Annotated in this window: 11 protein-coding genes and 1 pseudogene; 6 read left to right on the top strand and 6 right to left on the bottom strand. The window is 68.7% G+C overall.

All coding sequences use genetic code 11. The features are described 5' to 3' along the window. Positions 1 to 134: 134 nt before the first annotated feature. Positions 135 to 932 (top strand): IclR family transcriptional regulator, encoded by a 798-nt coding sequence (locus tag FBY35_RS02655; RefSeq protein ID WP_142212223.1) that lies wholly within the window; start codon positions 135 to 137, stop codon positions 930 to 932. A 20-nt stretch (positions 933 to 952) separates the two neighbouring features. Here the strand turns inward: FBY35_RS02655 and FBY35_RS02660 are convergent, their stop codons facing one another. From FBY35_RS02660 to FBY35_RS02680, 5 genes are all read right to left on the bottom strand, one after another. Then, entirely contained in the window at positions 953 to 2,083 is a 1,131-nt protein-coding gene (locus FBY35_RS02660) for an aromatic ring-hydroxylating dioxygenase subunit alpha (protein ID WP_142212224.1), read from the bottom strand. A gap of 126 nt (positions 2,084 to 2,209) precedes the next feature. Next, on the bottom strand, positions 2,210 to 3,373 hold the full coding sequence (locus tag FBY35_RS02665) for an NAD(P)/FAD-dependent oxidoreductase (RefSeq protein ID WP_186356848.1): 1,164 nt from the start codon (positions 3,371 to 3,373) through the stop codon (positions 2,210 to 2,212). Further along, positions 3,370 to 3,732 (bottom strand): bifunctional 3-phenylpropionate/cinnamic acid dioxygenase ferredoxin subunit, encoded by a 363-nt coding sequence (locus FBY35_RS02670; protein ID WP_142212225.1) that lies wholly within the window; start codon positions 3,730 to 3,732, stop codon positions 3,370 to 3,372. Before FBY35_RS02670 ends, FBY35_RS02665 begins: the two co-directional genes overlap by 4 nt. 356 nt (positions 3,733 to 4,088) lie before the next feature. After that, entirely contained in the window at positions 4,089 to 4,721 is a 633-nt protein-coding gene (locus FBY35_RS02675; RefSeq protein ID WP_142212226.1) for an MBL fold metallo-hydrolase, read from the bottom strand. Beyond that, the gene (locus tag FBY35_RS02680; RefSeq protein WP_142212227.1) at positions 4,718 to 5,803 is read right to left on the bottom strand and encodes an S-(hydroxymethyl)mycothiol dehydrogenase; all 1,086 of its coding nucleotides are present in this window, start codon (positions 5,801 to 5,803) and stop codon (positions 4,718 to 4,720) included. Before FBY35_RS02680 ends, FBY35_RS02675 begins: the two co-directional genes overlap by 4 nt. Positions 5,804 to 6,063: 260 nt before the next feature. Between FBY35_RS02680 and FBY35_RS36845 the strand changes: the two are divergent. After that, positions 6,064 to 6,252: pseudogene (locus FBY35_RS36845) on the top strand (pyridoxamine 5'-phosphate oxidase family protein); the annotation flags it as partial. Between the two features lie 275 nt (positions 6,253 to 6,527). Here the strand turns inward: FBY35_RS36845 and FBY35_RS02690 are convergent. Then, positions 6,528 to 8,213, bottom strand: coding sequence for a CocE/NonD family hydrolase (locus tag FBY35_RS02690; protein ID WP_142212228.1), 1,686 nt, complete (start codon positions 8,211 to 8,213; stop codon positions 6,528 to 6,530). Between the two features lie 590 nt (positions 8,214 to 8,803). On the opposite strand from FBY35_RS02690, the gene FBY35_RS02695 reads away from it, so the two are divergent. From FBY35_RS02695 to FBY35_RS02710, 4 genes are read left to right on the top strand one after another with little or no spacing between them, the layout of a single operon-like run. Further along, positions 8,804 to 9,802 (top strand): 3-oxoacyl-ACP synthase III family protein, encoded by a 999-nt coding sequence (locus tag FBY35_RS02695; RefSeq protein WP_260848481.1) that lies wholly within the window; start codon positions 8,804 to 8,806, stop codon positions 9,800 to 9,802. 3 nt (positions 9,803 to 9,805) lie between these two features. Further along, positions 9,806 to 10,753, top strand: coding sequence for a hypothetical protein (locus tag FBY35_RS02700; protein ID WP_142212229.1), 948 nt, complete (start codon positions 9,806 to 9,808; stop codon positions 10,751 to 10,753). Beyond that, a complete protein-coding gene (locus FBY35_RS02705) occupies positions 10,753 to 12,720 on the top strand; it encodes a fatty acid CoA ligase family protein (protein ID WP_142212230.1) in 1,968 nt (655 codons plus the stop codon). Before FBY35_RS02700 ends, FBY35_RS02705 begins: the two co-directional genes overlap by 1 nt. Next, positions 12,717 to 13,751, top strand: coding sequence for an NAD(P)-dependent oxidoreductase (locus tag FBY35_RS02710; protein WP_142212231.1), 1,035 nt, complete (start codon positions 12,717 to 12,719; stop codon positions 13,749 to 13,751). Before FBY35_RS02705 ends, FBY35_RS02710 begins: the two co-directional genes overlap by 4 nt. Positions 13,752 to 13,753 lie beyond the last annotated feature (2 nt).

Below are 13,753 nucleotides of genomic sequence, written 5' to 3' on the forward strand. Positions count from 1 at the left end.
GTCTCGGTCGCGCCGTTCGATACGCCGGGCATGCTAGTACGAGTAGCGCGATACGCACCAGGTTGCGAGCAACGCAACTTAATAATGGCGCACCTCTCCGCACGATCGTTGTTTACTGCGCGTATAGTTTCGCTGTGAGCAACTACAGTCCAGATACCGAAACGACCGGTTCGCAGCCCGGCGGGGTCCAGTCCGTCGACCGCGCCATCAGCGTGCTGGAAATCCTTGCCCAGCAAGGTGAAGCGGGCGTCAGCGACGTGGCGGCCGAAATCGATGTCCACAAATCCACGGCATTCCGCCTGCTCGGGGCCTTGGAGTCGCGCGGCCTGGTGGAGCAGGCGGGCGAGCGCGGCAAATACCGCCTCGGCTTCGGCATCGTGCGCCTGGCCGGTGCGGTCACGGGCCGTATCGACATCACCCAGCAGGGCCGCCCGGTCTGCGAGCGCCTCGCGGAGGAGATCGGCGAGACCGTCAACATCGCGGTCATGCAGGAGCACTATGCGATCAACCTCTTCCAGGTGCGCGGCCCCGCGGCCGTCGCGGCGCACAACTGGGTCGGCCAGCTGACCCCGCTGCACGCCACCTCCAGCGGCAAGATCCTTCTGGCCCACCTGCCTGCCAAGGAACGCAACGAGCTGCTGGCACAGACGGGTCTGAAGAAGGTGACCCCGCGCACCATCACCGCGAAGACGAAGCTCGAGAAGAACCTCGCCGATGCCCGCGAACACGGCTACGCCTGGACCCTGGAGGAGCTCGAGATCGGGCTGCACGCCATGGCCGCGCCGATCCGCTCCCGGGACGGAGAGGTCATCGCGGCGCTGAGTGCGTCCGGGCCCTCGTACCGGTTCACCGAGGAGCGCATGCGCGAGCTCGCTCCGGTGCTGATCCAGGGCGCGGACGAGATCAGTCACCGGATGGGTTACCTGGGCTGAGCCCGGGGTCTGTCGTTCGGCTAGGGCTCCCCTGTGCCGAGGCGCTCGTGGATCCAGTCGTGGAAGGCACCGATGTGGTGCTCACTGGGTACGAGCACGCCGCCCTTGGCGTACAGGCGTGAGTTCATCGCGGGCTGGCAGCGCTCGCAGGCGTCGAAGTCCTGCCGGTTGACCCGGTCGAAGAGCTCCACGGACCGGCTGACATCCCTGCCGCTGTCCACCACGTCCTTGAGGTACAGCCAGTCGCACTCGACGATCGTGCGGTCGACGGCGACCGGGTACATCCGGTGGAAGATCACATGGTCCGGGACGAGGTTGATGAACACCTGGGGTCTGACGGTGATCGCGTAGTAGCGGCGGTCCTGGTCCTCGGAGACACCGGGGATGCGGTCCATGCCTTCGGAGCCGTCCACGGTGAAGCCCTTGATCTCTTCGCCGAACTCGGCGCCGTGGCCGACGTAGTACTGCGCGGCATAGCCGTCGGCGAACTCCGGCAGCACTTCGGTGAGTTCGGGGTGAATCGTGGCGCAGTGGTAGCACTCCATGAAGTTCTCGATGATCAGCTTCCAGTTGGCCTTCACGTCGTAGACGATCCGCCGGCCGACTTCGAGGTTGTCCATGTCGTAGCGCTCGATCGACTCGACATCGCCGAGCCGTGCCACGACCTCGCCCACGATCTGTTCCTCGAAGGAGGGTGGGTTCTCCGCCAGACAGACCCAGACATAGCCCAGCCACTCGCGAGTGGCCACGCTCGCCAGGCCGTACTCGGTACGGCCGACGTCGGGCATCTTCGTGAGGTTGGGCGCCGCGACGAGCTTGCCCGTCAGGTCGTAGGTCCACGCGTGATACGGGCACTGGAAGGCGCGCTTGACCTCGCCGGACTCCTCCGTGCAGAGCTTGGCGCCGCGATGCCGGCAGACGTTGAAGAAGGCGCGCACGGAGTTGTCGCGGGCCCGGGTGACGAGGATGCTCTCGCGGCCCACGTCGACGGTCTTGAAGGCGCCGGGCCCGGCCAGATCGGAGGAGCGCGCGACGCAGAACCACATCGCCTCGAAGATGTGCTCCTGTTCCTGGGCGAAGATCCCTGGATCGGTGTAGTAGGAGCCGGGGAGGGTGGCGATCAGGCTGTCGGGCAGGCTGGTCGAGGTCACTGTGCACTCCTCGCGGGTGACATCGTCGGTCGGTCGTCGCGCCGGGACAGGGAAGTCCGGGCGCCGCTGTGCGGTATGCAATGAGCGGCGTGCTGAGCGGTAGCGCGTGACGCCGCACGCGTGGGGTCAGAGCGTCGCGGCGGCGAGCTGCTTGCGCCAGCGGGTGAACAGGCGCGGCTGATTCATCCCGAGGACCGCGACCGGATTCCCCGACCGCCGGTAGACGGCCAGGAAGCTGCGGTCGTCGGGCAGTCCCTCCTCGACCGTCACGCTGTCGGCGCCGGCGGAATGTCCGGCGAACTGGATGCGTACGCCGTACTGGTCCGACCAGAAGTAGGGCGGCTTGGGCACCCCCGGCGTTGCCGAACCTCCGGACAGCAGCGCGGCCACGGCCGCATCGGGCCTCTCCCGGGCGCCGGTCCAGTGCTCGACGCGGCGGTGGATCCCGGCAGCGGGGTCGTACCAGGAGGCACAGTCCCCGACCGCGACCACACCGGCCACGTTGGTGCGGCCGTCCGCCCCGCACGTAACGCCGTCGTCAAGGACGACGCCGCTGCCGTCGAGCCAGTCGACGCACGCGCGGGCACCCACGCCGACGACAACGGTGTCGGCCGGGATGCTGCGGCCGTCCTGGAGCAGGACCGCATCGACACGGGTCCGGCCGCTCAGCCCCTTGACCCCGACGCCGCACAGCAGGCGTACGCCGTGATCCGCGTGGAGCGTGGAGACGACGCCTCCCATGACCTCGCCGAGCGGTCCGGCCAGCGGCGTCGGCGCCGCTTCGACGACCGTCACGTCAAGGCCCAGTCCGTACGCGGTCGAGGCGACCTCGGCGCCGATGAACCCGCCGCCGATCACCACCAGCCGCCCGCCCAGGGCCAGATCGTCCCGCAGGGCCCGGGCGTCGTCCAGGGTCCGCAGCGTGTGCACCCCTTCGAGGCCGTCACTGCCGGGCAGCATGCGGGCGGTCGCACCGGTGGCGATGACGATCCCGTCGGCCCGCACGGACCGGCCGTCCGCAAGCCGCAGGGCACGGTCACCGGGGTCGAAACCCGCGGCCCGCACGCCGAGCAGCCACTCCGCCTGCAGGTCCTCGCCGTCCGCCTCCAGCGCGAGATCCGATTCGCGGATCGTGCCGGCGAGGAACTCCTTGGACAACGGTGGCCTGTCGTACGGGCGGTGCGGCTCGTCCCCGATCACGACGAGCCGTCCGTCGAAGCCCTGCTTCCGCAGGGAACGTGCGGCCGACAGTCCGGCGAGCGAGGCGCCGACCACGGCCACGGTCCTCACGCGGGACCTCCGGCGAGCCTCGCCGCGATGCAGGGCGGCAGGTTCGGGGCCTCGGTGGACGGCCGGACATAGATCATGCCGTCCTCGATCAGGACCTCATGGGTACGGACGGGGAGCTTGGCCGGCGATGAGTCGACGGCCCCCGTCCTGAGGTCGAACTTCGAGGCATGCAGCGGGCATTCGACCTCACAGCCCTCCAGCCAGCCGTCGGCGAGCGACGCATCCTGATGCGTGCAGGTGTCGTCGATGGCGAAGACCTCGCCGTCGTCGGTGTGGAACACCGACACGGGCGGATCCATGTCGAGCCGTATGGCCTCGCCTCGCGGCAGATCCGCGAGACGGCACGCGGGAATCATCATGACACCTCGGGTGCTCGGGTGCATATAGCGAAACAGATTGCGGTAAGCGCAACGCCAGTTTGAAGTCCCCCAAAGCCGGTGTCAAGGCATCCTCCGGACAGGGCGACCCCTTGTTCCATGTTTCTTTTCACGCAACGCTGTGCGTAGTACACAACTACAGGTCAACCGGCAACGCCCCGCCGATCGGCGCCTTCGGCCTGTTCACAGGGGATGTCGAGCCAGGAGAAAACGCACGGCGGCCTCGCGGTCAACGTCACTGTCGACGTGTTGACCGGAGGCCGCCGCGAGGCGCTCGGAACCCGCGGCCGGACGCCGCGGTGAGAACCTGCTGTGAAAACCTGCTGCCAGAGCCGCTGTCAGAACCCGCGGTCGATCCACTCCTGCAGATGCGGGGCTTCCGCGGCGATGGTCGTCGTGTCCCCGTGCCCGGTGTGCACGACCGTGCCCTCGGGCAGCGCAAGCAGCCGGTCCCTGATCGACTCGATGATGGTGCCGAAATGGCTGTACGACCTCCCCGTCGCCCCCGGCCCGCCCGCGAAGAGCGTGTCACCGCTGAAGAGGGCCTTCAGGGCCGGCGCGTACAGGCAGACCGCGCCGGGGGCGTGGCCGGGGGTGTGCAGCACCGTCAGGTCGACACCCGCCACCGTGACGATCTGGCCGTGGGCCAGTTCGGCGTCGGGCAGCCGCTCGGGGTGGGTCTGTTTCCACAGCGGCAGGTCGTCCGGGTGCAGCAGAATCGGGGCGCCGGTCCGGTCCGCGAGCAACGGGGCGGCGTCGATGTGGTCGTTGTGGGCGTGCGTACAGAGGATCGCGCGAAGCGTCCGGCCGCCGAGCGCGGCGATGATGGCGTCCGCGTCGTGAGCGGCGTCGATGACGACGGCCTCTTCGTCGTCGCCGACGATCCACACGTTGTTGTCGACGTCCCAGGTGCCACCGTCCAGGGAGAAGGTGCCGGAGGTGACGAGTCGGTCGATTCTCGCGGACGTCACAGGACCACCACCGAGCGCAGCACGTCACCGTGGTGCATCCGCTCGAAGGCTTTCTCGACTTCGTCGAGCGCGATCGTCTCGGTGACGAACGCGTCGAGATCCAGGCGCCCCTGCAGGTGGAGGTCGATCAGCATGGGGAAGTCGCGGCTCGGCAGGCAGTCGCCGTACCAGGACGACTTGAGCGCTCCGCCGCGGCCGAAGACGTCCAGCAGCGGCAGCTCCAGCTTCATCTCCGGAGTCGGGACGCCGACGAGGACGACGGTCCCCGCGAGGTCGCGGGCGTAGAAGGCCTGCTTGTACGTCTCGGGGCGGCCGACGGCCTCGATGACGACGTCCGCGCCGAAGCCTCCGGTCAGTTCCCGGATCGCCTCGACCGGGTCGTTCTCCTTGGAGTTGACGGTGTGGGTGGCACCGATCTTCTTCGCGGTGGCCAGCTTCCGCTCGTCGATGTCCACGGCGATGATCTTCGCCGCGCCCGCGAGCCGGGACCCGGCGATCGCGGCGTCGCCCACGCCACCGCAGCCGATCACGGCGACGGAATCACCGCGCCCGACGCCACCGGTGTTGATCGCCGCCCCGATACCCGCCATCACACCGCAACCCAGGAGCCCGGCGACCGCGGCCGATGCCCGCTCGTCGACCTTCGTACACTGCCCGGCTGCCACCAGCGTCTTCTCGGCGAAAGCACCGATGCCCAGGGCCGGGGACAGCTCGGTGCCGTCGGTGAGGGTCATCTTCTGCTTGGCGTTGTGGGTGTTGAAGCAGTACCAGGGCCGCCCGCGCAGACACGCGCGGCACTGGCCGCAGACCGCACGCCAGTTGAGGATGACGAAGTCGCCGGGCGCGATCTCGGTGACGCCCGCGCCGACAGACTCGACCCGGCCCGCCGCCTCATGGCCGAGCAGGAAGGGGAAGTCGTCGTTGATGCCGCCCTCGCGATAGTGCAGATCGGTGTGGCAGACCCCGCAGGCCTCGATGTTCACCAGTGCCTCACCCGGTCCCGGATCAGGCACGATGATCGTTTCCAGGCTGACCGGGGCGCCCTTCCCCCTCGCGACAACAGCACGGACCTGGTGCGTCATGGCCACTCCTCGACTGATGCGAACCCATGGGATGCGTTGCTTATTACGGCACGCGCCTCATGTGCCGCAACGACAGCATCACGGAGGCCCGACCTGCGGTCAAGGATCCTGCGCGTCGGACACGGCCACATCCCCTCGGATGGATTCAGTTGCTGCAGCACCTGGAGACAACCGATTCCGTTGACCTCTAGCAGTTCAAGTGTCGATATCGATAACGTTGTGCCCTACGCATTGCTGCCGAGCCGCTGAAAGGGGCCGACATGAACCACAGCCGGCTTCCGGCCACCCTGCCGCAGACACAGCTCACTCGCCACCGGCGCCTGCGGGAGCAGGGGCGTCCCGATCGCGCGGCGCTCGACGCCGTCCTGGAGGCGGGCTTCGTCTGCCACCTCGGCGTGCCCGTCGACGGTCAGATCATGGTCGTCCCGACCGTCTACGGAGCCGACGGGCGGGACCGACGGGCTTCGGCCCACCGGAGCCCGACCCCGCGCTTCCCGACGGCATCGCGCCGCCGCCACACATCACCGACCGCGCCGCGACGCCCCCAACTGGTTGAACGGAGCACCGCGGGTCGTGCCCGTCAACAAGCCGCTCGCGCTCAAGCCGTCAGCGACTGCGTTTCGATGCATGTCGGCCTCCTGCGGGAGCGTTGGGCCTGCCGACACATCACGCTCCGCGGTCAGGGCATCGGCGTGCCCCGGCGACGCACCCGGTTGATCGCCGGCTACCGAAGGGGCAGCACCACCTCGGAAGGGTCGTCCTCAGGCGAGCCGAACGTCACCTTGCTGCCCGTCGGCGTCCGGCCGCCGTACAGCGGGTCCTGGGTGTCGAGGACCAGGGCCAGCCGGTGTCCTGCGGGCAGGTCATAGGCGGTGGCGAAGAGCTGGATGTCGAGCGGAAAGGCGTGTCTCGGTGTTCTGCCCTTCCAGCTCTGCGGGGCGTGGGAGATCAGTTTCCCCAGGCCGAGGGAGTTCACATCGTAGAGGTGGCCGATCACCGTGCCCTGCGGCGCGGAGGACGTGACGGTTGTGTGCAGCCTGACGACTCCGCGTATGTGCCGCCCGGCGGCGTACGGCTCCGACTGCCATACGGCTGCGGCCCGTCGGGGCAGCAACGGGACCGCGACGACCGGAGGAAGTTTGATGAACTGGTCGAGCAGTCCCGACAGTTCGGTAATACCGCCGTCGGCGCCCGAGTTCAGGCCGCCGACGACCGACGTCCGCCATCCCGTGCCCACCGTGGCGCCGGTGCCGAGCGCGCCGGTGCCGAAGGCGTTCGCCCTGCCGAGCCGCAGCCGCTCGGTCCGGGAACCGACAGCCTGCCAGGACGGGTAGCTCTCCCGTGCACCGCTGGGCCGCACCTCCAGCTCCACCGGCGGCCGTGGCGCAGAGCCGCCGTGGCCCATGAGGTGCTCGTCGAACCAGCGAAGCGCGCTCGCCCAGGTGGCGTTGTCCAGGCCCAGCAGGCCGGAGAACTCCTGCGTGGCGTGGTCTCCGGGGCGCATCTCGATGCGCTTGGGACCGGTCAGCTTCTGGTAGAAGGCTGTGATCTGGCTGGGGTTGAAGATGCTGTCCCCCCAGGCGCTCGCCAGGAAGACGGCCGTGCCGTTGGCATTGATGCGGTCTGCATACGCGCCGGGCGACCTGGTCTGCGCCCATCTGATGACGTCGGGGGTGTCGCGGTCGGCGAAGAGGTTGGACAGCATGCCCCGGAGCTCGGCGCTCTGGCGGCCCGTCGGCGTCTGTACGGCGGTGAGTGCGGCAACGGCCTGCAGATGCCGGGTCTCGCCGCTGTACAGCGAGTCCACCAGGTCCCCCCAACCGCTCATCGCGGCGACCGCTTTGATCCGCGGGTCCGCGGCAGCCCCCAGCAGGGTCAGGCCGCCGCCCAGAGAGAGACCGGTCATGCCGATACGCCGCGGATCCGCCGGAGTCCGGGCGATGGCCCAGTCGATGACCGCCGAGATGTCCGCCACGTCCTTGGGTCCCGCGACGTCGACCTCGCCTCCGGAGAGCCAGAAGCCGCGGACGGTGTAGGTGACCACGACATAGCCGGCCGCGGCGAGTCGCTTGCCCTGGAGGACGTACTCGATGTCGTTCTGGCCCCAGCTGGCCGGCTGCACGATCACCGGGTAGCGGCCGCGCGCGTCGGCGCCGGGAGTGCCGGAGGCGGGCGAGAACACATTCGCCTTGAGGACGACACCGTCCTTCATCGGGATGTCGGCGAGGCGGAAGGAGGGGCCCGGGGCGCGGGCCGCCGCGTGGGCAGTCCCCGTTGCCACCACCGTGTGCGTCGCGGACGCGGCGGGTGCCGCAGCGGCTGTTCCGGCGATCACAAGTGCCGTAGCAGCGGCGGTACTTGTCGTCCGGAGCGCGGCGCGGTGACCGCCGCGGCGTTGCGTTCGTCTCACTGGGGGGCTCCATGTGGCTGGGACCGTTCTGAACGGACGGCACCGCGGAACGGTGATCCGGAGCGTAGAGGGGCGCAAACCGCCCCGGTGAGACGATGATCAGCCAAATTACTGGCGAGTAGGGCTCGTTGCTCCTCGTCGTAGCAGTCGAACGGGTGCGGCCCGGCCGGGGCGCAGACGGTCCGGTCGAGGGGCGAGGACGGTGCCTGCTCACGCATTGCACGGCATTCGCGGGGCTGGGACCCGATCGGGCACGCCGGGCGGCGGATACGCCCGCGGATTGCCCACGTCGACGTTTCGAAACATCACCGACATCGTGTCGCAATATCGGCTGACACATTTTGGCCAGCGCCCCGGGAATGCTAAATAGCCGTCAAGTGGTGATCATCACAGGCTTGTTGCGGCCAGGCACCCTCCACAGTGCGCTAACGTCGTCGTGCGGCGCGCCGAAGTCGGGGGAATTCAATGACTCGTGACACTCATTGAGGTTTTGACCATTCCGGTGGGCCGCATGAACAAGGAACCACCAGGAGGGGTTTATGAACAAGAGTCGCTTAGAGTCCATAGGGGCATATCTCCCTTCGACTGTGATGAGCACTCCGGAACTCCTCGCCCGCATGGAGAAGACTCCGGAATTCGACCTCTTCAAAATTACCGGCATGGCCGAGCGCCGCGTCGCGGACGATACGGGCGACATTCCCGAGGACTGCCTCACGATGGCGGTTTCGGCAGCCCGCGCATGTCTGGATCGCTCGCGCTACACCCCGGACGAGATCGACGTCGTGATCTCCTGCTCCATCAGCCGCACGACGGACGGCCGACGCCACCAGTTCGAGCCGTCGTTCGCCCACCGCATCGCCAAGGGGATCGGCGCGCTCTCGGCCCTTCACTTCGATGTCTCCAACGCCTGCGCGGGCATGATGACCGGCGTCTATCTGCTGGACCGGATGATCCGGTCCGGTGAGGTACGTAACGGCCTGGTGCTCAGCGGCGAACACATCACCCCGATCGCCTTCACCGCCGCGCGCGAGATGGAGGACAGCAGGGACCCCCAGTTCGCGTCCCTCTCCGTGGGCGACTCCGCCGTCGCCGTGATGGTCGACCGCGCCACCGACGAAGCGGACGTGATCCACGACGTCGAGCTGATGACCTGTTCGGAGTACTCGCATCTGTGCCTGGGCATGCCCAGCGACGACACCGGCGATCTGGCGATGTACACGAACAACAAAGAGATGCACGCCCAGGACAGGCTCTCGCTCTGGCCGACCTTCCATCGGGACAAGCTGGCCGAGGACGGCCGCCAATTCGCCGAGGAGGGCTACGACTTCGTCGTACAGCATCAGGTCGGCAGCCGGTTCGTCGACTTCATGAACCAGGTGGGCGAGAACATCTTCGAGACACCGATGCCACAGACACTGTCGGTCGTCGAGAAGTTCGCCAATACCGCGACCACCTCTCACTACCTGGTATTGCATCAAGCACTCGCGGAACGCCGCATACCCCAGGGGTCCAAAGTCCTCCTGGTGCCCGCCGCGTCGGGCGTGGTCACCGGTTTCCTGTCCGCGACCGTCTCCAGTCTGGAGGTGTGAAAAGTGGCTACCGTCATTACCTCCACCGCTCTCAGCCCTGCCGACGACACCGGCAGCGCGATCGAGTACGCGGCGTCGGCCGGACGCGCCTGCCTGGACCAGGCCGGGCTCAGTGCCGCGGACATCGACGTCCTCATCAACGTCGGCGTCTACCGCGACTCCAACCTCTCCGAGCCCTCCGTCGCCGCACTCATCCAGAAGCGCATCGGCATCAACCTGGACTATCTACACGACCCGGACAGGCGGCCCGCCTTCTCGTTCGACCTCATGAACGGCGCCTGCGGCGTACTCAACGCCGTCCAGGCCGCCAGCGCCCTGCTGGCAACCGGCAGTGCTCGCAGGGTACTTGTGGTCTCAGCCGACACGCACCCCTCAATGGATCCGTCGAAGGCAGGCACCGTCGAGTTCCCGTACGCGAGCACCGGAGCTGCACTCCTGCTGGAACGCACCGCCGACGGCAGCGGCTTCGGCCGGGTCCACCACCGGTCGGCGCCGGGTGACCACGGGGTCAACGGTTATCTGCCGCTGTACGAGGCGGGCTCGGCAGGTCGTAACACCATCGTCGTCGATCGCGAGGGCGGCGTCCTGGAGCGCATGCTCGATCTGGCGGTCGACTCCGCGCACGGTTGCCTCGCGGCCGAATACGGCGCCGACACCGATGGAACCGCAGCGGTCCTCGACCGCACACTGCTGATCACCTCGCAGCCGTCGTCCGACTTCCCCGCCCAGCTCGCCAAACGGCTGGGCATGGCATCCGATGCCGCGGTCACCGTCGAAGGAGTACAGGGCGACCCGCACACCTCGGCACTCACCTACGGCTTCCGGCAGGCACAAGACGCTGGCAGGCTCGCCGGCTTCGACCGAATCCTGTTCCTTGCCGTCGGCGCCGGGCTGAGTTCGGCGGCCTGTCTCTACCGCCTGAACGACGACAGCGATGGAGCCGCGCGCTGATGCCCGGCACCACAACCGCCCTGCGCCAGGACGCGTTCCTGGCCGAACTGCTCGCCTGGCACGCCGTCCGTACGCCGGACAAGCCGGCCGTCATCCACCCGGACGGCGACCGGATGGAGTCGGCCGGCCGACCGGCCTACGCCTCCGTCAGCTACGGCGAGCTCGCCACCCGGGTCAACGCCTGCGCCGCCGCACTGGAAGCCCATGGCATCCGTCGCGGCACCCGTACAGCCCTGCTGGTGACTCCGGGCGTCGACCTGCTGACACTGGTCTTCGCCCTGATGCACGTCGGAGCGGTACCGGTGGTGGTCGATCCCGGTATGGGGCTGGGCCGCATGCTGGACTGCATCCACCGCGTGGGGGTACAGGCGTTCATCGGCGTACCGTCCGCGCACATCCTGCGGCGGCTGCGCCCGCGTGCCTTCGCCGGAGTGCGGAGCCTGATCAAGGTCGGCCGCGGGAACGGCACGGCACTTGAGGAGCTGACGGCCCTCGGCGCGAGCCTTCCGCAGTCGCCTCCGCTGGAGTCCGGGCCCGAGGACCTCGCACTGATCGGGTACACCACCGGCAGTACCGGCCCGGCCAAGCCGGTCGAGATCACCGTCGGCATGCTGTTGGGGATGGCGTACGGCGTCGAGGAGGGCCACTTCACCACCGACATGACCAGCACGCTGGTCACCCTGCCCCTGATGGGCGTGTTCGACCTCGCGGCGGGCCGCACGGCCGTGGTGCCGAAGATGAACATGGGCCGGGTCGGCGCCGCCGATCCGGCGCTGCTGACCGACGCGATCCAGCGCTTCCACGTCAACGCCATGTTTGCCTCACCCGCGCTGCTCGGTCCGCTCTCCGCCCATCTGGCGCAGTCCCGGGCCCGCGTGCCCTCGCTCCGGCTGATCGTCTCCGGCGGCGCACCGGTGAGTCCCGAACTGATGGCGGCTCTGCGGGCCGTACTGCCCGACGAGGCCCGTGTGTTCAGCACATACGGATCGACCGAGGCCCTGCCCATGGCGCTGTTGGAGAGCCGGGAAGCGCGCGCGTGGCCGGCCGACGGCCCAGCCGCCGGTCTGGGGGTCTGTGTGGGTCGGCCCGCACCGGGTACGTCGGTCCGCGTGATCGGGATCAGCGACGGCCCGGTCCCCCGCTGGATTCCCGGACTGGGCGTGGCGACCGGTGAGATGGGCGAGATAGTGGTCAGTGGCCGGGCGGTCAGCCCGCGCTACTTCCAGTCGCCCCGGGCCGACTCCGAGCACAAGATCCAGGACGGTGAGCGTCGTTGGCACCGCACTGGTGACGTCGGATGGATCGACGGCGAGGGACGGATCTGGTTCTGCGGGCGCAAGAGCCACCGGGTCCGGGCGTCCGACGGCGACCTGCACACGGTGCGCTGTGAGGGCGTCTTCAACACCCACCCCGAGGTGAAGCGCACGGCTCTGGTGGGCTTCGGCCCGCCCGATGAACAACGGCCGGTGCTGTGCGTGGAGCTGGCACCGGGCGCCGACAGCAGGCAATGGCCCCGGATCGAGGGCGAGTTGCGGGAACTGGGCGCGAACAACCCGGTGACCAAGGCGATCAGCGACTTCCTGCCGCATCCCGCGTTCCCTGTGGACATCCGCCACAACGCCAAGATCCGCCGGGAGCTGTTGGCCGGCTGGGCCGAGGACCGGCTCACGGGAAGCCGCCGCCCGACGGCGGCCGACCGGGCCCTGCGTACCGTCCCGCTGCTCGGGTGGGCATACCTCGCTGCCTGGCCGCTGCTGCCTTGGGACCATGGTGCGCTGACCACCCTGTGGTGGCTCGACGCCTTCCTGAGCGTCGTCGTCCACGCCGCCCAGATACCGTCCGCGCTGAGCGCGGAGCAGGAACTCGCCACCGGGCGCAAACCATGGGCGACAGCCGCCCTCACGATGCTCTTCGGAGCGACCTGGTGGCGGACTGGGCACCGCAAGACGAAGGGCGCTTCCCGATGAAGGTGCTGGTGACCGGCGCGTCCGGGTTCCTCGGCAGCCATATCGTCGACGCCTGTGCGCGTGCCGGCGACGACGTACGGGTGCTCGTACGCAAAGAGAGCGACCTGAGCCATCTGCGCACCGTCGCGGGCATCGAGTTCGCGTACGGCGACCTGCGCGACGCCGCCTCGATACGCCGGGCCATGGACGGGATCGAGGTGGTGCACCACAGCGCCGCCCGCGTCACCGACAGGGGCACCCGCGCCCAGTTCTGGGACGAGAACGTCTCTGGCACGGATCGCCTCATGTCGGCGGCCAGGGATGCGGGAGCACGACGCTTCGTCTTCATCAGCAGCCCCAGCGCGCTGATGGGCATCCGCGGCGGCGACCGGCTCGACATCGACGAGAGCGAGCCCTTCCCGACGCGTCACCTCAATCTCTACTCGGAGACCAAGGCCGCCGCGGAGCGCCTGGTGCTGGCCGCGGACCGCGCGGACTTCACCACCGTCGCACTGCGCCCGCGCGCCGTGTGGGGCCCGCGCGACCACTCCGGTTTCATGCCGCGGCTGCTCGCGAAGATGATGACGGGCAGCCTCCCCGACCTGTCCGGGGGCAGGCAGGTGTACGCCTCGCTGTGCTACTGCGAGAACGCCGCTGATGCGTGCGTGCGGGCGGCGCGTGCCGAGGGTGTCGGCGGCAGGGCGTATTTCATAGCCGACGAAGCGCCGGTGGAGATCTGGAGCACGCTCGCCTCTCTCGCCGAACGGTTCGGCGGCAAACCCCCGACCAAACGCGTCTCCCACAGCCTGCTGCGCGCCATCGCCTTCACGGCCGACATGGTCTGGAAGCTGCCGCCGCTGGCCAAGAACTCCTCGCCTCCGCTGTCCCGTTACTCGCTTGCCCTGCTCACCCGTTCGGCGACGTACGACATTGCGGCGGCCCGGCGGGATCTGACGGCGCCGCGGGTGGACCACGACGCCGGGATGGCCCGGCTGGAGGCCTGGATCGACAGCATTGGCGGCGTCGACGCATTCATCCGGAAGGTGAAGTAGCC

This window comes from Streptomyces sp. SLBN-118 (assembly GCF_006715635.1).
Classification (GTDB): domain Bacteria; phylum Actinomycetota; class Actinomycetes; order Streptomycetales; family Streptomycetaceae; genus Streptomyces.

Bases quoted from the DNA above. Each gene is read 5' to 3' on its own strand.
- FBY35_RS02670 (WP_142212225.1), bottom strand. From the start codon at position 3,732: ATGATGATTCCCGCGTGCCGTCTCGCGGATCTGCCGCGAGGCGAGGCC.
- FBY35_RS02680 (WP_142212227.1), bottom strand. From the start codon at position 5,803: ATGACGCACCAGGTCCGTGCTGTTGTCGCGAGGGGGAAGGGCGCCCCG.
- FBY35_RS02695 (WP_260848481.1), top strand. From the start codon at position 8,804: ATGAGCACTCCGGAACTCCTCGCCCGCATGGAGAAGACTCCGGAATTC.
- FBY35_RS02705 (WP_142212230.1), top strand. From the start codon at position 10,753: ATGCCCGGCACCACAACCGCCCTGCGCCAGGACGCGTTCCTGGCCGAA.
- FBY35_RS02710 (WP_142212231.1), top strand. From the start codon at position 12,717: ATGAAGGTGCTGGTGACCGGCGCGTCCGGGTTCCTCGGCAGCCATATC.